A 22,089-nucleotide genomic window follows, 5' to 3' on the forward strand; every position below is an offset into this window, starting at 1 on the left:
CCGGCGGGGGCGGGCGGGGATATGAAAAAGGGCCCCTCCCGCCGGAACGGGAAGGGCCCAGGTCTGAACGCTCGAGGGGGCGTCAGAGCTTGAAGCTGAGCGTCGCGCGCAGATCGCGACCGGCCAGCGGCGCGAAGTCCTTCAGCACGCTGGCATGGCGGCGCGCGTCGACGTCGAAGATGTTGTTGGCCGATAGGGTCAGCGTCGTCGGGTTCACCGCGCCCCAGGGCTTGAGCTGGACCGAGGCGTTGACCAGCGTGAAGCCGTTGGTCGGCGTCTCCAGCCCCAGCACGCGGCTCTGGCGGAAGCTGCGCTCCACCTCGACGCGGGCGTTCACCCGGTCCGACTGCGCTTCCAGCCCGCCGAGCAGCCGCAGCGGCGGGATGCGCGGGGCGGGGCCGGTGTTCAGGATCTGGGCATGGACATAGTCGCCCAGCAGGTCGGCGTTGATCGCATAGGTGCCGATCGTCGCGAGGCGCACCGAACCCTCCGCCTCGATCCCGTAATAGCGGGCATCGGCCTGCGCATATTGGAAGCAGGGCAGGTCGACGGTGCGGCCCGAAGGCGCCGCCGCCGCCACGCAGGGGCTCTGGGTGACCAGCGCGTCATAGATATAGTTGGAGAAGCGGTTGTAATAGGCCGAGGCGTCGAAGCTATAGCCCTCGCCATGGCCGTGGACGGTCGCCTCGATGCCCCAGCTCGCTTCCTTCTTGAAATTGGGGTTGCCCAGTTCATAGGCCTCGGTCCCGGCGTGCGGGCCGTTGGCGAACAGTTCCTCGGCCGACGGCGCGCGTTCGGTGCGCGACAGGTTCAGGCCCGCACGCCAGTCGGGCGCGAAGCCGTAGCTGGCGCCAACCGAGCCCGAAAAGGCGTCGAAGCTGCGCTGGCCCCGGAAGAAGCGGTTGTCGGCGACGGCGGTGCGCGCGGTCAGCGAGGTATGCTCGTAACGGGCACCCGCCTCCATCTTGAAGGCGCCGCGATCCAGCTGTTGCAGGGTGAACAGGCCGACCTGCGCGGTGTTGTTGCGCGGCAGGAACGCCTCGTCGCCGCGCACGTCGAAGTCGCGGTTGAAGAACTGGACGCCCGACGCGCCCTGCCAGCCGTCGCGCTTCGACTGGACCAGCTCCAGGCGGCTCTCGATGCCCTTGTTGTAGAAGGCGGTGCCGATGCCGCCATCTTCCTCCAGCTCGTAATGGCGATATTGCGCCGCGCCCGCGCGCAGGCGGATGCGGTCGAGGAAGCCGCCGCCCGTCTCGATCTCGCCGCGCAGGTCGAGGCGGTTCTGGACGAGGCTGAGACGCGGCGCCTCGGGCTTTTCGCCGCCGGGGGTGAGGGTATAGCGGATCGGCACGCCGTACAGGCTGTCATAATGGCTATAGGCGATGCCCAGCGAGCCCGTATCGGTGATCAGCGCACCGCCGACCCCCGCCGTCCAGGTCTCGCTGGCGGTGTTGGGCAGGCGACCGCTAAGATTGGCGAGCCGGCCGAAGTTGAGCGGGTCGCGGGGCGCCTGCGCCGCCGCCGCCTGCGCCTCGGCGCGGGCGCGCGGAGACAGGACATAGCCGCCGATCTTCAGATTGTCGGTCTTCAGATACGAACCGTCCGCGTGCACCACGAACTGCTTGCCGACCGCGACATCGGTCGCGCCCGCCACCGACCGTTCGGTCGCGGCCGAGCCATAGGTCGCCATGCCCGACAGGCGATAGCCATTTTCGGGCACGGTGCGCGGGATGCGGGTGTCGATGACGTTGACCACGCCGCCCACCGCCGACGATCCGAACAGCAGCGCGGAGGGGCCGCGCAGCACCTCGATCCGCTCGGCGAGCAGCGGGTTGATGACGACGGCATGGTCGACGCTGGTGTTCGACACGTCGATCGATCCGATGCCGTCGGTCAGCACGCGGATACGCTCGCCCTGGAAGCCGCGCAGCACCGGGCGCGAGGCGTTGGGGCCGAACGAGGTGGCCGACACGCCTGGCTGACGGGCCAGCGTCTCGCCGATGGTCGGCCGGATCGAGCGTTGCAGTTCCTCGCCCGTCACGATCGAGGTGCCCGACAGCACGTCCGCTTCCGACTGCTGGACCGGCGCGGTCACCACGATCTCGCGGCCGCGATTGGTCGGCTGGCCTGCGGTCTGCGCGGCGGCGGGAAGGGCGAACAGGGCGGCGACGGCGGTGGCCGACAGGCCGGACAGCAGGACGGACTTGGGCAAGGACAGGGCTCCGATGATTGGCGAAGCCCCGTCGGTAGCGTAGTGTTACAACATATCAACAGAAAAATGACCGACCGTTCATCCGTTTGCCGCATCCGCACAGGTCAGGACGCGCAGCAGCCACCCCTCCGCCGCCGGTTCGACCGACAGATCGGCGACGATATCGCGACCCAGCGGAATATCCGCCTCCGCCAGATCGGCCAGCCAGGCGGCCAGGGCCGGGGAGGAGGGCGCGGCCAGCGACAGGGTCGCCACCGATCCGCTGAATGTCGCCGAAGACCATGGCTCGACCGCCTGGACCGCGATCGTAACCGTACACCCCGCCTGCGCGGCATGGGCGGCAAGGACGCGGGCCAGCCTTTCGCCGCGATCGGCGGGACGCGGACGGGTGCGGCACAGGCCAGCGGAGCGGCGGGCGGGGTCCGACCAGGCGAGCGCGGTCATGCGCGATGCTCCGCGATGAAGCTGCGGACGCGCTGGACCATCTCCGGCCCCGGCTCGCGCCCGCGCCGCAGGTCGCCCACCAGTCGCGGGTCGTTGACCGCCATGCGGCCGAACTTGGTTTCCGGCATGTGGCTGGCCTTCAGATAGCGTTCGATCAACCCCAGCAATTCCATGGACGTTCTCCCATTGTCCGAATCTCCGCTGTTCTTGTTCTGTTCTAATTTCCAACTTGTCTAGGAAAAATCCTATGCCTATATCGGAGGCCATGTCGGGATCGGAGATCAGGGCCACGCTCCAGGCGCTGGCGGAGCAGGCGGGCGTCAGCTTGGCCGCGCTGTCGCGCATGCTGGGGCGCAACGAGGCCTATCTCCACCAGTTCGTCCATCGCGGATCGCCGCGCATGCTGGCCGAGGGCGATCGCCGTCAGCTGGCCGAGTTCTTCGGCATCGCTGAAACGCGGCTGGGCGCGTCGGTGGAGGCGGGGCCGATGCTGGTCCGGCGGCTCGCGGTGGCTGCCTCGGCGGGGCCGGGGGCGACCGTGGATGACGAGGTGATGATCGGGGTCGAGGCGCTCGATCGCCAGTTGGCGCGGCGGCTGGGGCTGCACGAGGGCGCCGCCTCGGTCATCCGGGTGCGGGGCGACTCGATGGCGCCGGGGCTGATGGACGGCGATCACCTGGTCGTCGATCAGCAGGATGTCCGCCCGCCCGCGCGGGGCGGCCTCTATATCATCCGGATCGGCGAGGTGTTGATGGTCAAGCGCCTCCGTGCCGGGCCCGAGGGGCTGGTCGCCTCAAGCGACAATCCCGCCGCGCCGCCGGTGCCGCAGGGGCCGATCACGGTGATCGGGCGGGTGGTGTGGCAGATGCGCCTGCCCAGCTGACGGCCTCAGCGGCTCCGCCACCAGAGCAGCAGCGCGACGAGGATGCCGAACCCCAGTCCGGCCAGCACGCCCAGCGTCACCTGTCCCGTCGCCAGCCCGGCAAGGATGCCGCCCACCACGCCGACCGCGATGAAGAACCCGCCCGCGGGCGCGGACGGCCGCGACGCGCGGGGCGGGGACGGCGGGGCGGAAGGGCGCTGGGGATCGGTCATGGTGACCGTCCTCGCACGATGCGCCGGGCGAGGCCAGCCGTCCCGCGACGGGGCGCGCGGCACAGGCCAAGGGGACTGGCGAAAAACGGAAATCCGGATTAGGGACGCCAGCGAAACGGCACGGTTCAGGAGTGTATATGCCCGATCGCGGCGGCGGCTTTCAGGTTCCTCCCTTCGTCACCGACACCGATGTGGCGACTGCGGCGGAGATGATGGAGACGTTCGGCGAATCGGCGGGCGGAGAAGCGGCGGCGCGCGCGGGGCGTAGCCGCGACCTGGGCAACCACATCCATTTCTGCCGCTGGCGCCAGATCGAGCGTCTGATCGGCCTGTTGTCCAGCGAAGAGGCGTTCGGCACCGTTCATTGATGCGGGCCGGGCGGCACGCGGACCATGGCGCGCGACGTCCGGCGCGGCAAATCTGTTCAACCGAGCGTGCCGGGGGGTGTCGCTGCCGCTCCGTCGCGGCTAGGGACTGGGCCATGATGGTCCGCGTCGGGCGGCCGCGCCGATCGGTCGCCATCCTTTGTATTGCCATGGAAATGGGCGGAATCGCCTGGACGGGCCAGGCGCGTGCCCAGACGGTCCCGGTCGGTGCCAACCCCGCGCCGTCCTCGACCGCGCCCGCCGCGCAGACGACGCCGGACGCCATCGATCCGACGATGCTCGACCCGTCCGCGCCGCTTGCGCCGCTGCCCGAGATCGGGGTGGCCTGGCCCGACCTGTCGACCGCGCCGGGCGATCCGTCCGCGACGATCGCGGCGACGGTCGATGCGGCGGCGGAGCGGCGTTATCGCTGGCGGGTCGAGGGGATCGACGGCGCGGGGGACCTGCTCCGCAAGCGGTTCGACGAGCTGTCCAGCCTCCACACCAATGACAGCGATCCCGCCAACGCCGCGCAGCTCGACCGCCGCGCGCGCGAGGATGCCGCGCTGCTGACCAATTTGCTGCGCGGCGCGGGCTATTATGATGCGCAGGTCGCGACGCGGATCGAACCCGGCGAGGTGCCGACCGTGCTGCTGCAGGCGACGCCGGGCACTCTGTACCGTTTCGCCGGGGTGACGCTCGACGGGGTGCAGAGGGCGGGGGACAAGGCCGCGCCGCTGACGCAGGCGTTCGGCATCAAGCCGGGCGATCCGGTCGACGCCGATACCATCGTCGCGGGCGAGGCGGCCCTGAAGGCGGCGGTGGGCGAGGCGGGCTTTCCCTTCGCCAAGGTCGGCGATCCGCAGATCGTGGTCGATCGCGCCGCGCGCACCGCGACGCTGGACCTGTCGATCGCACCGGGCACGCCGCGCCGTTACGGGCGGATCGTCACGACCAGCGACCGGCTGTTCGACGCGGAGCATGTCCAGGACATTGCGCGCTTCCGCCCCGGCGATCCCTATGACTCGGCCGGGCTGGACGATCTGCGCCGCGCGCTGGTGCAGACCGGGCTCGTCTCCTCGGTCCAGGTCAAGCCGGTGCCCGGCGACACGCCCGAGACGGTCAATGTCGCGGTCACGCTGGAACCCGCGCCGTCGCATACCATCGCGGGCGAGCTGGGCTATGGCACCGGCGAGGGCGCGCGCGCGGCGATCAACTGGACCGATCGCAACCTCTTCCCGCCCGAGGGCGCGCTGACCCTGCGCAGTGTGCTGGGCACGCGCGAGCAGCTCGGCTCGGTGGTGTTCCGGCGCAACAACTTCAACGGCCGCGACCGGGTGCTGACCGCGCAGTTCGCCGCCGCGCATCTGCTGCGCGACGCCTATGAGGCCAAGACGCTGTCGCTGTCGGCCAGCCTGGAGCGGCAGACCAACATCTTCTTCCAGAAGACCTGGACCTGGTCGCTGGGCGGCGAGCTGCTGACCTCGGACGAGCGCGACGTGATCGAGTCGACCGGCCAGCCGCGCCGACGGACCTTCTTCATCGGCGCATTGCCGACCAGCCTCAACTATGACGGATCGGACGACCTGCTGAACCCGACGCGCGGCTTCCGGCTGGGCGGGCGGCTGAGCCCCGAATTGTCGTTGCAGGGGGCGGCGTTCGGCTATGCGCGGACGCAGGTCGATGCCAGCATCTATCGCCCGTTCGGCGACCGGGTGGTGCTGGCGGCGCGCACCCGGCTGGGGACGATCCTGGGCGCGCCGCGCGACCAGATCGCGCCGTCGCGGCGTTTCTATGCGGGCGGCGGCGCGTCGGTGCGCGGCTATGGCTTTCAGGCGATCGGGCCGCGCGATGCCAATAACGACCCCATTGGCGGGCGCAGCCTAGCGGAATTCTCGATCGAGGCGCGGGTCAGGGCGTTCGGCAATTTCGGCATCGTGCCCTTTCTCGACGCGGGCAATATCGCGACCTCGCCGCTGCCGCGCCTGACCGGGCTGCGCTTCGGCACCGGACTGGGAGTGCGCTATTACTCCAATTTCGGACCGATCCGCCTCGATCTCGGCACGCCGCTCAACCCGCAAAAGGGGGATAGCCGGGTCGCCGTCTATGTCTCGCTGGGACAGGCATTTTGAACGAGGGGGAGGATCTGCCCGCCGATCCGCCGGTGATCGCGCGCCGGTTCCGCTGGGGTCGGGCGCTGGCGATCCTGACGGCGCTGGTGCTGGCCACGATCGGCGCCGCGCTGATGATCGTCGATACCGCGATCGGCCATCGCTGGGTCGCCGACCGGATCGGGGCGATCCGCACCCCGACTGGCCTGCGCTTCTCGGTCGGACGGATCGAAGGGTCGCTCTATTCGGACATGCGGCTGGTCGATCTGCGCGTCTATGATCTGGACGGCCTGCTGGTCCGGGTGCCGCGGGCGCGGCTGGACTGGCGGCCGTTGAACTGGGCGCGGGGGGCGCTCGACATCCGCGCGGTCGAAGCGCCGCTCGCCACGCTCTATCATGTGCCGCACACCCGCCGCACCGGGCGCGACACGCCGATCCTGCCCGATTTCGATATCCGCATCGACCGGCTCCATCTCGACCGGCTGGTCCTCGCGCCCGCCGTGCTGGGCCGTCGGCGGGTGGCGCGGATCGATGGACGCGCGGACATTCGCGACGGCCGGGCGCTCGTCGCGCTCGACGGCGCGGTGGCGGGCAGCGACCGGCTTCGCCTGCGGCTGGACGCGCAGCCCGACCGCGACCGGTTCGACCTGGCGGTTCAGGCGCGGGGGCGGGCCGGGGGCGTGTTGTCGCGGCTGTCGGGCGCGCGCGCGCCGGTGTCGCTCGACGTTGCGGGCAAGGGCAGCTGGACCCGCTGGGACGGGCGCGCGCATGGCCTGATCGCGCAGCGGCGCGCGGCCGACCTGACGCTGTCGGCGCGGGCGGGGCACTATGCCCTATCGGGTTATCTCACCCCCTCGCTGATCCTGCGCGGGCGGTTGCAGCGCCTGACCGCGCCGCGCGTGACGCTGGCCGGGCAAGCCGATTTCGCCGACCGCCGCCTGACCGGCGCGCTGGCGCTGCGCTCGGCCGCCTTGCGGGCGCGGGCGACGGGGACGGTCGATCTGGGCGCCAACCGTTTCGACGGCCTGCGGGTGGAGGCGCGCCTGCTCCGGCCCGAAGCGTTGTTCGCCAATATGCGCGGACAGGCGATCGCGCTGCGCCTGCGGCTGGACGGCGCGTTGGACCGGGCGGCCTTCGACTATCGGCTGGCGGCCACCCGCTTCTCGTTCGATCGCACGGGGTTCGACGGCGCGCTGGCTGAGGGGCGGGGGCGGTTGAGCGGCGGCTGGCCGCTGACCCTGCCGGTCCGGTTCACCGCCGCGCGGGTGACGGGGGTCGGCGAAGCGGCGGGCGGCATATTGCGCCGCCTGTCGGTGGCGGGCGACCTGCGCATCACGCCGCGGGCGATCGTCGGACAGGGGCTTGCGCTGCGCTCGGACAGGCTGGCGGGGCGGCTGGGCCTGCGGATCGACCTGACCAACGGCCGCTACGATGTCGCGCTGGACGGCGCGCTCCAGCGTTATCTGATCCCCGGCCTGGGCATCGTCGACGTCCGCTCCAAACTGACCGCCGTGCCGGGTGCGGGCGGCCATGGCACGCGCATCGTCGGGCGCGGCGAGGCGCAGGTCCGTCGCCTCGACAACAGCTTCCTGCGGTCGCTGGCGGGTGGATTGCCGCGCCTGACCACCGATCTGGAGCGCGGGCCGGACGGCGTCTTTCATTTCCATCGGCTGGTGCTGACCGGCCCGGATATCCGGCTGACCGGCGAGGCGATCCGCCGGACCGACGGCAGCTTCCGCTTCGTCGGGGGCGGGCGGCAGCGCAGCTATGGCCCGGTGCAGATGACGCTGGACGGGCGGATCGACCGGCCGACGCTGGACCTGATCCTTGCCCAGCCCAATGCCGCGCTGGGCCTTGCCAATGTCCGCGCGCATCTCGACCCCACCGACCAGGGCTTTGCGGTCCGCGCCAATGGCGGATCGCGCCTGGGCCCGTTCCGCCTGACCGGCGCGATCCTGCTGCCGCGCGGGCAGGATGCGGTGATCCAGTTCCAGCCGCTGGAGGTCGCCGGTGCCAGGGCGACCGGCGCGCTAACCGTGGCGCAGGGCGGCTTTGTCGGACAGCTGGGCGTGGCGGGCGGCGGGCTGTCGGGCGAATTGCTGTTCCGGCCCGCCAATGGCGTGCAGCGGATCGAAACCCATCTGGCGGCGCGACAGGCGCAGATCGCGGGCGTGGCGGTCCGTCAGGGGCGGCTCGACCTGATCGCGCTGCTCGATCCCGCCGGGGCCTCGGTCGAGGCGTCGGCGCGTGCGCAGGGGGTGCGGCACGGTGCCTTCCACATCGCGCAGATGACCGGCACCGCGCGACTGCGTGGCGGGACGGGCGAGGTGCGGGTCGGCATTTCGGGGTCGCGCGGTCGCGCTTTCGCGATCCAGACCGTGACGCAGGTGACGCCGGGGCGGCTGTCGATGACCGCGCAGGGCACGCTCGACCGGCGTCCGCTGCAATTCCTGTCGCCCGCCGTGGTCACGCGCGCGACGGCGACAGCTGGACCCTGGCACCGACACGGTTGGCTTTTGCGGGGGGCGAGGCGAAGCTGGCCGGGCGGCTCGACGCCGATGGCGTGGAGGTGCAGGCGGGGCTGTCCCGGATGCCGCTGGCCGTGCTCGACATCGGTTATCCGGGCCTCGGGCTGGGGGGCAGCGCCAGCGGGACGCTGACCCTGCGCCGGGCGGGCGGGGCGCCGACCGGCAAGGTCGACCTGACCATTCGCGGGCTGACGCGCGCGGGACTGGTGCTGAATTCGCGGCCGATCGACATGGGGGTGGCGGGGGTATTGTCCGCCGACCGGCTGGGCGTGCGCGCGGTCATGGCGTCGGGCGGGCGGATCGTCGGGCGCGGCCAGGCGCTGCTGGTGCCTGCCGGACAGGGCGATTGGGCCAGCCGGATGCAGACCGGGCAGCTGATCGCGCAGCTACGCTATGCCGGGCCCGCCGATACGCTGTGGCGGCTGACCGGGGTCGAGCTGTTCGATCTGTCGGGGCCGGTGGCGATCGGCGCGGATGTCGGCGGCTCGCTTCGCCAGCCGGTCATCCGGGGGGCGGTGCGCGCGACCGGCGCGCGGATCGAAAGCGCGACGACCGGCACCGTCCTGACCGACGTCCAGGCCAGCGGCCGGTTCGGCGGATCGCGGCTGGTGATCGACCGGTTCGCCGCGCAGGCGGGGCGCGAGGGGCGGGTCAGCGGCAACGGCCAGTTCGACTTCGCCGCCGCCCATGGCATCGGCCTCGACCTCTCGCTCCAGGCCAGCCGCGCGGCGATGATCGCGCGTGACGATATTGCCGCGACGGTGACCGGGCCGCTGACCTTCCATTCGGACGGGACGGGCGGCACGATCGCGGGCGACGTGGTGCTCGACAGCAGCCGTTATCGCCTGGGCCGCGCCTCCGCCGCGACGGCGGTGCCGCAGCTCAACATCCGCGAGATCAACGTTCCCGGCGGCGGCGAGGAGGACGATGCTCCGCGCAAGCCCTGGACGCTGGACGTCCGCGCGCGCGCCTCGGGCGGGTTGATCGTCTCCGGGCTGGGCCTCAACAGCGAATGGTCGGCGGACCTGAAGATCGGCGGCACGCCCGACAATCCCGCGATCACCGGACAGGCGACGCTGATCCGCGGCGATTACGACTTTGCGGGCCGCGAGTTCGATCTGGCGCGCGGCATCATCCGCTTCGGCGGCGAGGTGCCCGCCAACCCCGCGCTCGACATCGCGGCCAATGCCAATGTCCAGGGGCTGAGCGCCTCGATCCGCGTCACCGGCACCGCGCTGAAGCCCGAGATCGGCTTTTCCAGCACCCCCGCGCTGCCCAATGACGAGCTGTTGTCGCGCCTGTTGTTCGGCACCTCGATCGCCAAGCTGTCCGCGCCCGAGGCGTTGCAGCTTGCCGCCGCCGTCGCCGCGCTTCAGGATGGCGGGGGCGGGCTGAACCCGATCAACGCGGTGCGCCGGGCGGCGGGGCTCGATCGGCTGCGCGTGCTGCCCGCCGATGTGCAGCTGGGGCGCGGCACGTCGGTGGCGGCGGGCAAATATATCACCCGGCGCCTCTATGCCGAGATCGTGACCGACGGTCAGGGCTATTCCGCGACCCAGGTCGAGTTCCAGGTCACCCGCTGGCTTTCGCTGCTCTCCAGCATCTCGACGCTGGGGCGGCAGAGCCTGAACGTGCGCATCTCGAAGGATTATTGAGGCGTTGCGCTTGCCACCATGTCGAACAGGAGCCTGAACCCCATGGAAAAGACCGCGTTCATCGACAAGACCGGCGGCCCCGAGGTGATCCGGTGGCGCGAGCACGAACTGCCCCCGCCCGGCCCCGGCGAGGTTCGCATGCGTCACCATGCGGTGGGCCTGAACTATATCGACACCTATCACCGCAGCGGGCTCTATCCCATCGACCTGCCGGGCGGGCTGGGCTCGGAGGCGGCGGGCGTGGTCGAGGCGCTGGGCGAAGGCGTGACCGATTTCGCGGTGGGCGACCGCGTCGGCGTGTTCGGCCCGGCGCGCGGCGCCTATGCGACGGCCCGCAATGTCGCGGCCGATTTGCTGGTGCCCTTGCCCGACGGGGTGGATGATCGCACGGCCGCGGCGATTCTGCTGAAGGGCGCGACGACCGCGTTCCTGATCGAGGATTGCGCCGCCGTCCAGCCGGGCTGGCCCGTGCTGGTCCATGCGGCGGCGGGTGGGGTCGGGCACCTGGCGGTCGGCTGGTTGAAAGCGATCGGCGCGACCGTCATCGCCACGGTGGGCAGTGAGGCGAAGGCCGAAAAGGCGCGCGCGGCCGGGGCCGATCACGTCATCCTGAACCGGACCGAGGATGTCGCCGCCCGGGTTCGCGAGATCACCCAGGGCCAGGGCGTGCCGGTGGCGCTGGACGGCGTGGGCAAGGCGACCTGGGGCGCCTCGCTCGACAGCATGGCGCGGCGCGGACTGGTGGTCAGCTTCGGCAATGCCTCGGGGCCGGTCGACGGGGTCCATCTGGGCCTATTGGCGGCCAAGGGCTCGCTGTTCGTCACCCGGCCGACGCTGTTCGACTATGCGGTGACCGCCGGGGACAAGCGGCGTCTGATCGCGCGGGTCTTCGCGATGCTGGAGAAAGGCGCAATCACGCCCGAGATCGGCCAGAGCTTCGCCCTGACCGACGCGGCCGAGGCGCACCGCGCGATCGAGGCAGGCGAGACGGTGGGGAGCACGGTGCTGATCCCCTGACCAAAGTCGAAGCGCCAGGAATATTCCTCGTCCGACATTCCCGTTAAGCTGGCTGAAATCGCCCATCGGAGACCCATATGATCGCGCTCCTCCCGCTCGCTCTGCTGGCCATTCAGGCCGCGCCCGCCACGCCGACGGCACCGGCCACGGTCGAAGCCCCCAGGCCCGTCATGGTCCGGGTCGCGATGCAGACCAGCCTGGGGCCGGTCGTCCTCGACCTCGATCGCACCCATGCGCCGATCACCACCGCCAATTTCCTGCGCTATGTCGACCAGCACCGGCTGGACGGCGTGACCTTCTATCGCTCGGTCCGCGTCGCGCCCGATTTCGGCTTCGTCCAGTTCGGCATCCAGAACGAGCCCAAGCGCATCCTGCCCCCGATCGCGCATGAGCCGACGACGAAGACCGGCCTGAAGCATCTGGACGGCACCATCTCGATCGCGCGGCTGGCGCCGGGCAGCGCGCGGGGCGACTTCACCATCATGGTGGGCGCACAGCCCTCGCTCGATGCCGATCCCTCCAAGCCCGGCGACAATCTGGGCTATGCCGCCTTTGGTCATGTGGTCGAGGGGATGGACGTGATCCACAAGATCCTCGACGCGCAGACCGACGCCGCCAAGGGGCCGTTCAAGGGCGAGATGCTGGCGGCACCGGTGAAGATCCTGTCGGCCAAGCGGGTGTCGGTGACGCCGTGAGCGACAGGCTGCTGATCATCGGCACGGTGCGGCTGCCGCCGGACAATCTGGACGCCGCCCGCCCCGTCATGCGCCGCATGGTCGAGGCCAGCCGCGCCGAGCCGGGATGCCTGGAATATGGCTATGCCGAGGACGTGCTCGACCCCGGCCTCATCCATGTGAAGGAGATATGGGCCGATCAGGCGGCGCTGGATGCGCATTTCGCGTCGCCGCATATCGCCGAATGGCGGGCGGCATGGCCGGCATTGGGCATCGGTGAGCGTGATCTGCGGGTCTATACGGTCGGGGAAGCCCGCCCTGTGTGATGCTCGGACCGACATTCGATCCGCCTATTCTTCCCTCTGCCCTCGCTGATTCTAAAGTGGACAATGCCCCTGAAGGGCAGGGGGCGGGTGCTTATGTCATCCTGCTCTATTTGCGGACGACGGGAAGTGCCGTCTTTCCGCCAGTCCGAGAGCCTTGACGTCATCCGTTTTGGACGGGTGTATCGGCGGCCGTCGTCCCAAAAAGAAAGGGGCCTCGCGGCCCCTTTCCCCGTAGTGACATCGGTCCGTGGCTGGATCAGCCGCTGTAGTACATGTCGTATTCGACCGGGCTGGGGGTCATTTCCCAGCGCATCACTTCGCTCATCTTCAGCTCGATATAGCTTTCGATCTGGTCCTTGGTGAACACGTCGCCCTTCAGCAGGAAGTCGTGGTCGGCGGCCAGCGAGTCGAGCGCTTCGCGGAGCGAACCGGCGACCGTGGGAACCTGGGCCAGCTCGGCGGGCGGCAGGTCGTACAGGTTCTTGTCCATCGCCTCGCCCGGATGGATCTTGTTCTGGATACCGTCCAGACCCGCCATCAGCAGCGCCGCATAGGCGAGATACGGGTTCGCCAGCGCGTCGGGGAAGCGCACCTCGACGCGCTTCGACTTCGGGCCGGTGCCGTATGGGATGCGGCACGAAGCCGAGCGGTTGCGCGCCGAGTAAGCGAGCAGCACCGGCGCTTCATAACCCGGCACCAGACGCTTGTAGCTGTTGGTGGTCGGGTTGGTGAAGGCGTTCACCGCCTTGGCGTGCTTGATGATGCCGCCGATGAAGTAGAGGCACATTTCCGACAGACCCGCATAGCCATTGCCGGCGAACAGCGGGTTCTTGCCTTCCCAGATCGAGAAGTGGGTGTGCATGCCCGAGCCGTTATCTTCCTTGATCGGCTTGGGCATGAAGGTCGCGGTCTTGCCATAGGCATGGGCGACCTGGTGCACGACATACTTGTAGATCTGCATGCGGTCGGCGGTCTGGGTCAGCGTGCCGAAGGTCAGGCCCAGCTCGTGCTGCGCGGCGGCGACCTCGTGATGGTGCTTGTCGCAGGGCAGGCCCATTTCGAGCATGGTGGTGACCATCTCGCCGCGGATGTCGACCGCCGAGTCGACCGGCGCGACGGGGAAATAGCCGCCCTTGGCGCGCGGACGGTGGCCGAGATTGCCGCCCTCATATTCGCGGCCGGTGTTGGTCGGCAGCTCGATATCGTCGATCTTGAAGTAGGAGGACGAATAGTTCGTGTCGAACTGCACGTCGTCGAACATGAAGAATTCGGCTTCCGGGCCGACATAGACGGTGTCGCCGATGCCGGTGGTCTTCACGAATGCCTCGGCGCGCTTGGCGGTCGAGCGCGGATCGCGGGCGTAGAGCTCGCCAGTCGACGGCTCGACGATGTCGCAGAACACGATCAGCATCGGGGTGGCCGAGAACGGATCGGTGTACACGGCGTCGAGGTCGGGCTTGAGGACCATGTCCGACTCGTTGATCGCCTTCCAGCCCTCGATCGAGGAGCCGTCGAACATCAGGCCGTCGGTCAGCTCATCCTCACCCAGGATCGAGGCGACCATGGTCAGGTGCTGCCACTTGCCCTTGGGATCGGTGAAGCGCAGGTCGATCCACTCGATCTCTTCGTCCTTGATCTTCTTCAGGATGTCGCTGGCCGTATTCGCCATGTGCCGTTCTCTCTCTGCTTGGCCGCCCTCCGGCGAAAGGCCGGGGCCGGTGATACGTGTTTAGCCGGGCCGAATGTCAGCCCGGTGACGGATGAGTGTCGGGTGCGTCAGATCGCCGCGTCGTCGCGCTCGCCCGTGCGGATGCGCAGCGCCGTTTCGACCGGGATCACGAAGATCTTGCCGTCGCCGATCCGGCCAGTCTGCGCGGCGGCGGCGATCGCCTCCACCACGCGCTCGGCCAGACCGTCCTCGACGACCACCTCCAGCTTTACCTTCGGCAGGAAGTCGACGACATATTCGGCACCGCGATAGAGCTCGGTATGTCCCTTCTGGCGGCCGAAACCCTTCGCCTCGGTGACGGTGATGCCGGACACGCCGATTTCGTGCAGCGCCTCCTTCACCTCATCGAGCTTGAACGGCTTGATGATCGCCTCAATCTTTTTCACGAGCCTGACTGTCCCCGATGATGTTCGAACCCTCGCCCGATCTCACGCGTTGCAGAGATCGTGCCAACTGGCTTCCCCTCCTGCGAGGGTAAGAAAATGGTCAGATTTGCGCCCGAAAAGCGGGCAAAAGGATGGATGCTGCTCAAATAATGGGCAGCGATCACAGGATGCCCCGCACGGCTTCGGGCGGGCGGCCGATGACCACGCCCTTGGGCGTCTCGACCAGCGGCCGCTCGATCAGGATGGGATTGGCGGCCATTGCGGCCAGCACGGTGGCGTCGTCCGCCTGTGCGAGCGCCTTCGCTTCGGCCTCCGCCCTGCGAAGCCCGTCGCGGGGCGCCAGGCCAGCCTTGGCATAGAGGCGCGCGAGTTCTTCGACGGAGGGCGGCGACTTGAGATATTCGACCACCGTCACATCGGCACCGGCGTCGTTCAGCAGGGCCAGCGCCTCGCGCGATTTGGAGCATCGCGGATTGTGATAGATGGTCGCACGAATGGCCATGAGCGGCTTATGCGCTCCGCAGCGGTGAAAGCCAAGGCTCTCGTGACCGGAAAGAGCGGGACTGGCAGGGGGCCCGACCCGCTCGGAAATCCGCTTAGTGCTTGGCGGCGACCGGCATCCGCTTGAGCGCGCGGGCGACGGCGGTGGTGAAATGGTCGCCGGGCCGGGCCTTGCACTGGTCGACGACGACGGGCACGATGTTCTCGACCCCGTCGACGGTATAGGTCGGATGGGGCTTGCCCTTGGGGCCGTAGTTCGCCGCATAGACGATCGCCTGTGGACGGGAGCTTTCATCCAGCAGGCCGAAGTCGTGGCACGACACGGTTTCCAGCTTCTTGCCGGACTTGAGCACTTCGATCACGCGCACGCTGCCGTTCTTGCCGGGCACATGGGCCTGTTCATAGACACGCTGCGCCATGCCGGCCGATGGAAGCGCGACGATGGCGAGGGCAGCCAAGGCGGGGAGGGGACGGAGAAGTTTCATCTGCGATACTCCTTTCATCAAAGGCACCGCAGAAATGCCGATTGCACAGGCCATGTTCCACCAGTGAAAAACTGTTCATCAGTCCTTCATTGATCGGGAAAACAAAAAGGGCGCCCGGTCCTGTGACCGAGCGCCCCTGATCGAACATGGAATGGAAAGAGGTCAGGCCTGCTTGGCCAGCCACTCCTCCAGCCACTTGATCGTATAGTCACCCTTCTGGAATTCGGGATCGTCCAGCAGCGACTGGTGGAGCGGGATGGTGGTCTTCATCCCCTCGATCACGAACTCCTCCAGCGCCCGGCGCAGGCGGCGCAGCGCGCCTTCGCGGGTCGTGCCGTACACGATCAGCTTGGCGATCATGCTGTCGTAATAGGGCGGGACCTTATAGCCCTGATACAGCCCGCTATCGACGCGGACATGCATGCCGCCCGGCGCGTGATACATCTTCACCGTGCCCGGCGAGGGGGCGAAGGTGCGCGGATCTTCCGCGTTGATGCGGCATTCGATGGCGTGGCCACGGAACTGCACGTCTTCCTGGCGCAGGGTCAGCGGATGCCCCTCGGCGACGCGGATTTGCTCGCGCACCAGGTCCAGCCCGGTGATCATCTCGGTTACCGGATGCTCGACCTGCAGGCGGGTGTTCATTTCGATGAAATAGAACTCGCCATTTTCCCACAGGAACTCGATCGTGCCCGCCCCGCGATAGCCCATATCGGCCATCGCCTTGGCGACCACGCCGCCCATGCGCGCGCGCTCCTCGGCCGAGATGATCGGCGAGGGGGCTTCCTCCAGCACCTTCTGGTGGCGGCGCTGGAGCGAGCAGTCGCGCTCGCCCAGATGGATCGCATTGCCGTTGCCGTCGCCGAATACCTGGAATTCGATATGCCGGGGGTTGCCCAGATATTTTTCCATATAGACGGTGGCGTCGCCGAACGCGGCCTTCGCCTCGGTGCCCGCCTGCTGCATCAGCGTTTCGAGCTGATCCTCGGAGGGCACGACCTTCATGCCGCGACCGCCGCCGCCGCTGGCCGCCTTGATGATGACCGGATAGCCGATCTCGGCCGCGAGGGCCTTGGCCGTATCCAGATCCGAGATCGCGCCGTCCGAACCGGGGACGAGCGGCAGGCCGAGCGCGCCCGCCGTCCGCTTGGCCTCCACCTTGTCGCCCATCACCCGGATATGTTCGGGCTTGGGGCCGACGAAGATCAGGCCGTGCGCCTCGACGATCTCGGCGAACTTGGCGTTCTCGGACAGGAAGCCATAGCCGGGATGGATCGCATCCGCGCCCGAAATCTCGGCCGCCGAGATGATGTTCGGGATGTTGAGATAGCTGTCCGTCGCCGCGGGCGGGCCGATGCACACCGCCTGGTCGGCGAGGCGCACATGCATGGCATCGGCATCGGCCGTGGAGTGCACGGCGACGGTCTCGATCCCCATCTCGTGACAGGCGCGGTGGATGCGAAGCGCAATCTCACCGCGATTGGCGATCAGGAGTTTCTTGATCTGCGCCAAGGCGGCTTACTCGACGACGACCAGGGGCTGGTCGAACTCGACCGGCTGGCCGTTCTCGACCAGGACGGCGGTGACGGTGCCCGCCGACGTCGCGGTGATCGGGTTCATCACCTTCATCGCTTCCACGATCAGCAGCGTGTCGCCCGCGGCGACCTTCTGCCCGACCGAGGCGAAGGGCTTGGCGCCCGGCTCGGCCGACAGATAGACGGTGCCGACCATCGGCGACTTCACCGCATTGGCCGAGACGGCCGGGGCCGAGGCGCCGACCTCTGCGGGTGCGGCGGCGGCGACGGGCGCGGCGGCCGGGGCAGCGACGGGCGCGGGCGCCGGCGCATAGCCCATCTGGGCGACGGCCGCGGCCTTGCGCGCGACGCGGATCTTGCGGTCGCCATGCTCGACCTCGATCTCGGTCAGGGCGGTGGCGTCGAGCAGCTCGGCGAGCTGACGGACGAGGTCGACATCGACCTTCATCGCTTGTTCAGTCTTTTCGGTCATGGGCAGCGCTCCTGTCAGAACCGGGCCGCGGCTTCAAGCGCGAGCAGATAGGAATGCGCGCCAAAACCCGCGATTGTGCCTTTTGCGGCACGCCCGATGAAGCTCTCATGACGGAATGGCTCCCGTGCATGAGGGTTGGATAGGTGAACCTCGATCACCGGGGTCGTCACCGACTTGATCGCGTCATGGATCGCGATCGACGTATGGGTGAAGCCCCCGGCATTGAGCAGCACGGCCTTGGCCTCATAGGCCTGGGCCTCGTGCAGCCAGTCGATCAGATGGCCTTCATGGTTGGACTGGCGCATGTCGATCGCCAGATCGAGCTCTCGGGCCCGATCCTCCAGCATCCCCGCAATATCGTCCAGCGTGTCATGGCCATAGATATGCGGCTCGCGCAGGCCGAGCAGGTTCAGGTTCGGCCCGTTGAGAACATAAACGGTCGCGGACATCCGCACTCCCATGGTTGCGGCTCGGAATGGCCGGGCCTAGATCGAGGGCCTTCCTTAACCGCATGCCCTATCCCACGTCGAGCGGGCAGCGACTTGCATGGTAAGTGACACAGATATGCCTCATACCGATGGAACCGTGACGATCACCGTGAATGGCGAGCATAAGCGGGTAAAGGCGGGCCTGTCGCTGGCCGATCTGGCGAGCCAACTGGGGCTGGTGCCCGAAAAGGTGGCGGTGGAGCGCAATCTGGAGGTCGTGCCGCGCTCGACGCTGGCGCAGGTCGAGGTCGAGGACGGCGACGAGATCGAGATCGTGCACTTCGTCGGCGGCGGCGATCATGCCGCGCCCGTCGTCGACGATGATTCGTGGGAAGTCGCGGGGCAGCGTTTCCGCTCGCGCCTGATCGTCGGCACCGGCAAGTATAAGGACTTCGCGCAGAATGCGGCGGCAGTCGAAGCCTCGGGCGCGGAGATCGTCACCGTGGCGGTACGCCGCGTCAACGTGTCGGATCGCAATGCGCCGATGCTGACCGACTTCATCGACCCCAAGAAGATCACCTATCTGCCCAACACGGCGGGCTGCTTCACCGCCGAGGACGCGATCCGCACGCTGCGGCTGGCGCGTGAGGCGGGCGGCTGGGACCTGGTCAAGCTGGAGGTGCTGGGCGAGGCGCGGACGCTCTATCCGGACATGGTCGAGACGCTGCGCGCGACCGAGATCCTGGCCAAGGAAGGCTTCAAGCCGATGGTGTACTGCGTCGACGATCCCATTGCGGCCCGGCGGCTGGAGGATGTCGGCGCGGTGGCGATCATGCCGCTGGGCGCGCCGATCGGCTCGGGGCTGGGCATCCAGAACAAGGTGACGATCCGCCTGATCGTCGAGGGGGCCAAGGTTCCGGTGCTGGTCGATGCCGGGGTCGGCACCGCGTCCGAGGCGTCGGTGGCGATGGAGCTGGGCTGCGACGGCGTGCTGATGAACACGGCTATCGCCGAAGCCAAGGACCCGGTGCTGATGGCCTGCGCGATGAAGGCGGCCGTCGAGGCGGGGCGCATGGCCTACCGCGCCGGACGGATGGGACAGCGCCGCTATGCCGATCCCTCGAGCCCGCTCGCCGGGCTTATCTGACATTAATTTCAGGGAACTTGCCGCGTAACAAAGGGTTCTATCTCCGAGTGTTCAACGGGATGTGACAATCCCCAGCAAATGGAGGCCCCGATGGGTGAGCTGACCGACAAGATCAAGGGCAACGTCAACGAACTGGTTGGCAAGGCCAAGGAAGCTCTGGGCGAGCACAACCATGACGCCGATCTGAAGGCGGAGGGCCAGGCCCAGCAGGTCGAAGGCAAGGGCCAGCAGGTCAAGGGATCGGTGAAGGGCGCGCTTGGCGACAACATCTGATCCTGCTATTCGCTTCTGACTAAAGCAATCAGCAACGAAACTCACCGCCTCGGCTCACGCCGGGGCGGTTTTGTTTTGTCTGGGGGCGATCGGGTGAAGTCCGGCAGGCCGTGGCGGCGTTGCTTGGATCGTCTTGCGGGTGTCGGAATGGGACTTTTGCGTCCTTTGCTTCCTGCCCCGGCGAGGACCGGGGCGGAAGGCAGATGACGCCTGACCTAACGCCCGGCGATTCGCGACAGGGTGGTGGCGGGGGTGATGATCTCGATATCGGTCTTCAGATGGAGCAGCCGCACGCCCGGCTCCGCCATCGCGCGCGACAGGGCGGAGGCAAAATCCTCGGTTCGCGTCACCGTCTCGCTCCAGCAGCCATAGGCACGGGCAAGCGCGGCGAAGTTGGGATTGCCGAGCCGGGTTCCCGCCACGCGGCCGGGATATTCGCGTTCCTGATGCATCCGGATCGTGCCATAGCCGCCATTGTCGACCACGATCACGAGCATCGACACGCCATGCTGGACGGCGGTCGCCAGTTCCTGTCCGTTCATCAGGAAACAGCCATCGCCCGCCAGGGCGACGACCGTCCGCTCCGGGTGGCGCAGCCCGGCGGCGGTGGCGGCGGGCACGCCATAGCCCATCGCGCCGCAGGTCGGGGCAAGCTGGCACCCCGGCTCGTAGCGCCAATAGCGATGCCACCAGCCCGAATAATTGCCCGCGCCGTTGCAGAGGATCGAGTCGGCGGGAAGCGCCTCGCGCATCGCCGCGACGCACTGGCCGAGGTCGAGCGTCACGCCCTCGCGCGGAGCCGGGTCGGACCAGGCGCGATAGGCGGCATGGGCTTCGGCCCCGGAGGGATGCGGCGCGGCGGCCTGCGTCGCCAGCAATTCCAGCATACCCAGCGCGCGGTCCACGTCGCAGCACAGGGCCAGATCGGTGCGATAGGTGCTGTGCAGTTCCTCCGGGTCAGGATGGATATGGACCAAAATCTGCCCCGGATGGTCCGGGGCGATCAGGCTATAGCCATCGGTCGTCGCTTCCCCCAGCCGCGCGCCCAGCACGATCAGCAGATCGGCCGCCTTCACCCGGGCGACCAGCGCCGGATTGGGGCCATAGCCCAGATTGCCCGCATAGACCGGGCAGGTCGCCGACACCGCATCCTGACGGCGGAAGGCCGCGACCAGCGGAATGCCGGCTGCCTCGCCCCAGGACCCGGCCAGCGCCACCGCGTCGTCGTTCCAGTGTGCGCCGCCGATGATCGCCACCGGGCGCTCGGCCTTTTCGATCAGCGCCTGCACGGCCATGACGTCCTCGATCCGCACATCCTGCGACGGGCGTTCGATACGGGGGCGGGCATGGCCTTCGACCAGGTCGCACAGCATGTCCTCGGGCAGCGCCAGCACGACCGGGCCGGGCCGTCCGCTCATCGCGGTGGCATAGGCACGGGCGACATATTCGGGGATGCGCGCGGCATCGTCTATCCGCGCGGTCCATTTGGCCAGCGGCGCGAACATCGCCTGGAAATCGACCTCCTGAAACGCCTCGCGGTCGCGGGTGCCCCGGTCGACATCGCCGATGAACAGGATCATCGGCTGCGAATCCTGTCGTGCGACATGGACGCCGATCGCCGCATTGGTCGCCCCCGGTCCGCGCGTCACGAAGGCGATACCCGGCCGTCCGGTCAGCGTGCCGTCGGCGCACGCCATGAAGGTCACGCCGCCCTCCTGTCGACAGGTCACGAGGTCGATCGCGGGCGTATCGTGCAGCGCGTCGAGCACCGCCAGGAAGCTCTCGCCCGGCACGGTAAAGATACGGTCGCACCCCTGTTCGAGAAGCGCATCGACAAGCAGGCGTCCGCCGGTGATCTGGGTCATGGCGCCCAGCCTAGACCCGCTGCTTCGCAAAGCGCAAACGCCGGGTTGACCGGGCTCCACCGCTCCGCCTAACGCTCCGTCCATCATAGGGAGGACGCCCATGCAGAAGCTTTATCGCGACGCGGCCCACGCGCTCGACGGCTTGTTGTTCGACGGCATGACGATCTGCGCGGGCGGCTTTGGCCTGTGCGGCATCCCGGAGCGGCTGATCGACGCGATCGAGGCGGCGGGGACCAGGGACCTGACCATCGCCAGCAACAATGCCGGGATCGACGGCGTGGGGCTGGGCAAGCTGCTCCGCTCGCATCAGGTCAGGAAGATGATCTCCTCCTATGTCGGCGAGAACAAGGAGTTCGAGCGGCAATATCTCAGCGGCGAGCTGGAGGTCGAATTCTGTCCGCAGGGCACGCTCGCCGAACGGTGCCGGGCCGGGGGCGCGGGCATCCCCGGCTTCTATACCAAGACCGGCGTCGGTACGAAGGTGGCCGAGGGCAAGGAAGTGAAGAGCTTCGACGGTGAGGACTATATCCTCGAACGCGGCATCCGCGCCGACCTGTCGATCATCAAGGGGTGGAAGGCCGACAAGGCCGGGAACCTGATCTTCCGAAAGACCGCGCGCAACTTCAACCAGCCGATGGCGACGGCGGGCAAGGTCTGCGTCGCCGAGGTTGAGGAGGTGGTGCCGGTGGGAAGCCTCGATCCCGACCAGATCCATCTGCCGGGGATTTACGTGAAGCGGATGATCGTCGGCGCGCCCTACGACAAGAAGATCGAGTTTCGGACGGTCCGCGAGCGGGCTTGATGGTTGGGCAGGCCCCTCCCGCCTGCGGAGGGGGAGCGT

Annotated in this window: 21 protein-coding genes and 1 pseudogene; 10 read left to right on the forward strand and 12 right to left on the reverse strand. The window is 68.4% G+C overall.

What is annotated here, in order from left to right:
* Positions 1-82: 82 nt before the first annotated feature.
* The 3 genes from QE385_RS18515 to QE385_RS18525 all read right to left on the reverse strand — a co-directional run bounded on the left by QE385_RS18515 (position 83) and on the right by QE385_RS18525 (position 2,829).
* Positions 83-2,212 (reverse strand): TonB-dependent receptor, encoded by a 2,130-nt coding sequence (locus tag QE385_RS18515; RefSeq protein WP_307104402.1) that lies wholly within the window; start codon positions 2,210-2,212, stop codon positions 83-85.
* A gap of 78 nt (positions 2,213-2,290) precedes the next feature.
* Complete coding sequence (locus QE385_RS18520; protein ID WP_307104403.1) at positions 2,291-2,656, reverse strand: hypothetical protein; 366 nt, start codon at positions 2,654-2,656, stop codon at positions 2,291-2,293.
* Positions 2,653-2,829: a hypothetical protein gene (locus tag QE385_RS18525; protein WP_307104405.1), complete on the reverse strand. Its 177-nt coding sequence runs from the start codon at positions 2,827-2,829 to the stop codon at positions 2,653-2,655. The genes QE385_RS18520 and QE385_RS18525 overlap by 4 nt, the downstream gene beginning before the upstream one ends.
* A 74-nt stretch (positions 2,830-2,903) precedes the next feature.
* Here QE385_RS18525 and QE385_RS18530 point away from each other — a divergent pair, with 74 nt between their 5' ends.
* The gene (locus QE385_RS18530; RefSeq protein WP_307104407.1) at positions 2,904-3,539 is read left to right on the forward strand and encodes a LexA family transcriptional regulator; all 636 of its coding nucleotides are present in this window, start codon (positions 2,904-2,906) and stop codon (positions 3,537-3,539) included.
* Between the two features lie 5 nt (positions 3,540-3,544).
* On the opposite strand, the gene QE385_RS18535 is transcribed toward QE385_RS18530, so the two are convergent.
* Positions 3,545-3,751 carry a hypothetical protein gene (locus tag QE385_RS18535; RefSeq protein WP_307104409.1) on the reverse strand — a complete coding sequence of 69 codons (207 nt, stop codon included), beginning with the start codon at positions 3,749-3,751 and terminating at the stop codon, positions 3,545-3,547.
* Between the two features lie 137 nt (positions 3,752-3,888).
* Between QE385_RS18535 and QE385_RS18540 the strand changes: the two genes are divergently transcribed.
* The 6 genes and pseudogenes from QE385_RS18540 (at position 3,889) to QE385_RS18570 (ending at position 12,427) form a co-directional block, all read left to right on the forward strand.
* Positions 3,889-4,119, forward strand: a complete 231-nt coding sequence (locus QE385_RS18540) for a hypothetical protein (RefSeq protein ID WP_307104411.1) — start codon at positions 3,889-3,891, stop codon at positions 4,117-4,119.
* Between the two features lie 113 nt (positions 4,120-4,232).
* Complete coding sequence (locus QE385_RS18545) at positions 4,233-6,248, forward strand: autotransporter assembly complex family protein (RefSeq protein ID WP_307104413.1); 2,016 nt, start codon at positions 4,233-4,235, stop codon at positions 6,246-6,248.
* A 113-nt stretch (positions 6,249-6,361) separates the two neighbouring features.
* Positions 6,362-10,410: pseudogene (locus tag QE385_RS19915) on the forward strand (translocation/assembly module TamB domain-containing protein).
* 42 nt (positions 10,411-10,452) lie between these two features.
* Positions 10,453-11,427, forward strand: a complete 975-nt coding sequence (locus tag QE385_RS18560) for a quinone oxidoreductase (protein ID WP_307104417.1) — start codon at positions 10,453-10,455, stop codon at positions 11,425-11,427.
* A 77-nt stretch (positions 11,428-11,504) separates the two neighbouring features.
* Positions 11,505-12,122: a peptidylprolyl isomerase gene (locus tag QE385_RS18565; protein ID WP_307104419.1), complete on the forward strand. Its 618-nt coding sequence runs from the start codon at positions 11,505-11,507 to the stop codon at positions 12,120-12,122.
* On the forward strand, positions 12,119-12,427 hold the full coding sequence (locus QE385_RS18570; protein ID WP_307104421.1) for a putative quinol monooxygenase: 309 nt from the start codon (positions 12,119-12,121) through the stop codon (positions 12,425-12,427). The genes QE385_RS18565 and QE385_RS18570 overlap by 4 nt, the downstream gene beginning before the upstream one ends.
* A gap of 256 nt (positions 12,428-12,683) precedes the next feature.
* Here QE385_RS18570 and glnA read toward each other — a convergent pair whose 3' ends face one another.
* The 7 genes from glnA to aroQ all read right to left on the reverse strand — a co-directional run bounded on the left by glnA (position 12,684) and on the right by aroQ (position 17,984).
* Positions 12,684-14,096 carry a type I glutamate--ammonia ligase gene (gene glnA / locus QE385_RS18575; protein WP_307104423.1) on the reverse strand — a complete coding sequence of 471 codons (1,413 nt, stop codon included), beginning with the start codon at positions 14,094-14,096 and terminating at the stop codon, positions 12,684-12,686.
* A 107-nt stretch (positions 14,097-14,203) separates the two neighbouring features.
* A complete protein-coding gene (locus tag QE385_RS18580; RefSeq protein WP_007405799.1) occupies positions 14,204-14,542 on the reverse strand; it encodes a P-II family nitrogen regulator in 339 nt (112 codons plus the stop codon).
* Positions 14,543-14,702: 160 nt separating this feature from the next.
* Complete coding sequence (arsC, locus tag QE385_RS18585; RefSeq protein WP_307104830.1) at positions 14,703-15,038, reverse strand: arsenate reductase (glutaredoxin); 336 nt, start codon at positions 15,036-15,038, stop codon at positions 14,703-14,705.
* Positions 15,039-15,138: 100 nt separating this feature from the next.
* Positions 15,139-15,528, reverse strand: coding sequence for an HdeA/HdeB family chaperone (locus QE385_RS18590; protein WP_307104425.1), 390 nt, complete (start codon positions 15,526-15,528; stop codon positions 15,139-15,141).
* A gap of 162 nt (positions 15,529-15,690) precedes the next feature.
* Entirely contained in the window at positions 15,691-17,040 is a 1,350-nt protein-coding gene (accC, locus tag QE385_RS18595; RefSeq protein ID WP_307104426.1) for an acetyl-CoA carboxylase biotin carboxylase subunit, read from the reverse strand.
* 6 nt (positions 17,041-17,046) lie between these two features.
* Complete coding sequence (accB, locus tag QE385_RS18600) at positions 17,047-17,535, reverse strand: acetyl-CoA carboxylase biotin carboxyl carrier protein (RefSeq protein ID WP_307104428.1); 489 nt, start codon at positions 17,533-17,535, stop codon at positions 17,047-17,049.
* Between the two features lie 14 nt (positions 17,536-17,549).
* Positions 17,550-17,984 carry a type II 3-dehydroquinate dehydratase gene (gene aroQ / locus QE385_RS18605; protein ID WP_058746681.1) on the reverse strand — a complete coding sequence of 145 codons (435 nt, stop codon included), beginning with the start codon at positions 17,982-17,984 and terminating at the stop codon, positions 17,550-17,552.
* A gap of 115 nt (positions 17,985-18,099) precedes the next feature.
* Here aroQ and thiS point away from each other — a divergent pair, with 115 nt between their 5' ends.
* Both thiS and QE385_RS18615 read left to right on the forward strand, forming a co-directional pair.
* On the forward strand, positions 18,100-19,110 hold the full coding sequence (thiS, locus tag QE385_RS18610) for a sulfur carrier protein ThiS (protein ID WP_307104431.1): 1,011 nt from the start codon (positions 18,100-18,102) through the stop codon (positions 19,108-19,110).
* Positions 19,111-19,200: 90 nt separating this feature from the next.
* Positions 19,201-19,383, forward strand: a complete 183-nt coding sequence (locus QE385_RS18615) for a CsbD family protein (RefSeq protein ID WP_307104433.1) — start codon at positions 19,201-19,203, stop codon at positions 19,381-19,383.
* A 215-nt stretch (positions 19,384-19,598) separates the two neighbouring features.
* On the opposite strand, the gene QE385_RS18620 is transcribed toward QE385_RS18615, so the two are convergent.
* Positions 19,599-21,248: a thiamine pyrophosphate-binding protein gene (locus QE385_RS18620; RefSeq protein WP_307104435.1), complete on the reverse strand. Its 1,650-nt coding sequence runs from the start codon at positions 21,246-21,248 to the stop codon at positions 19,599-19,601.
* 100 nt (positions 21,249-21,348) lie between these two features.
* Between QE385_RS18620 and QE385_RS18625 the strand changes: the two genes are divergently transcribed.
* Positions 21,349-22,050: a CoA transferase subunit A gene (locus tag QE385_RS18625; protein ID WP_307104438.1), complete on the forward strand. Its 702-nt coding sequence runs from the start codon at positions 21,349-21,351 to the stop codon at positions 22,048-22,050.
* The last annotated feature ends 39 nt before the right edge of the window (positions 22,051-22,089 follow it).

This window comes from Sphingomonas sp. SORGH_AS_0950 (genome assembly GCF_030818415.1).
Taxonomy (GTDB): Bacteria; Pseudomonadota; Alphaproteobacteria; order Sphingomonadales; family Sphingomonadaceae; genus Sphingomonas.

Bases quoted from the DNA above. Each gene is read 5' to 3' on its own strand.
- QE385_RS18535 (WP_307104409.1), bottom strand. From the start codon at position 3,751: ATGACCGATCCCCAGCGCCCTTCCGCCCCGCCGTCCCCGCCCCGCGCG.
- QE385_RS18520 (WP_307104403.1), bottom strand. From the start codon at position 2,656: ATGACCGCGCTCGCCTGGTCGGACCCCGCCCGCCGCTCCGCTGGCCTG.
- QE385_RS18545 (WP_307104413.1), top strand. From the start codon at position 4,233: ATGATGGTCCGCGTCGGGCGGCCGCGCCGATCGGTCGCCATCCTTTGT.
- thiS (WP_307104431.1), top strand. From the start codon at position 18,100: ATGCCTCATACCGATGGAACCGTGACGATCACCGTGAATGGCGAGCAT.
- QE385_RS18615 (WP_307104433.1), top strand. From the start codon at position 19,201: ATGGGTGAGCTGACCGACAAGATCAAGGGCAACGTCAACGAACTGGTT.
- QE385_RS18525 (WP_307104405.1), bottom strand. From the start codon at position 2,829: ATGGAATTGCTGGGGTTGATCGAACGCTATCTGAAGGCCAGCCACATG.
- QE385_RS18565 (WP_307104419.1), top strand. From the start codon at position 11,505: ATGATCGCGCTCCTCCCGCTCGCTCTGCTGGCCATTCAGGCCGCGCCC.
- QE385_RS18625 (WP_307104438.1), top strand. From the start codon at position 21,349: ATGCAGAAGCTTTATCGCGACGCGGCCCACGCGCTCGACGGCTTGTTG.
- QE385_RS18540 (WP_307104411.1), top strand. From the start codon at position 3,889: ATGCCCGATCGCGGCGGCGGCTTTCAGGTTCCTCCCTTCGTCACCGAC.
- aroQ (WP_058746681.1), bottom strand. From the start codon at position 17,984: ATGTCCGCGACCGTTTATGTTCTCAACGGGCCGAACCTGAACCTGCTC.
- QE385_RS18530 (WP_307104407.1), top strand. From the start codon at position 2,904: ATGCCTATATCGGAGGCCATGTCGGGATCGGAGATCAGGGCCACGCTC.
- QE385_RS18620 (WP_307104435.1), bottom strand. From the start codon at position 21,248: ATGACCCAGATCACCGGCGGACGCCTGCTTGTCGATGCGCTTCTCGAA.
- QE385_RS18590 (WP_307104425.1), bottom strand. From the start codon at position 15,528: ATGAAACTTCTCCGTCCCCTCCCCGCCTTGGCTGCCCTCGCCATCGTC.
- accB (WP_307104428.1), bottom strand. From the start codon at position 17,535: ATGACCGAAAAGACTGAACAAGCGATGAAGGTCGATGTCGACCTCGTC.
- QE385_RS18560 (WP_307104417.1), top strand. From the start codon at position 10,453: ATGGAAAAGACCGCGTTCATCGACAAGACCGGCGGCCCCGAGGTGATC.
- glnA (WP_307104423.1), bottom strand. From the start codon at position 14,096: ATGGCGAATACGGCCAGCGACATCCTGAAGAAGATCAAGGACGAAGAG.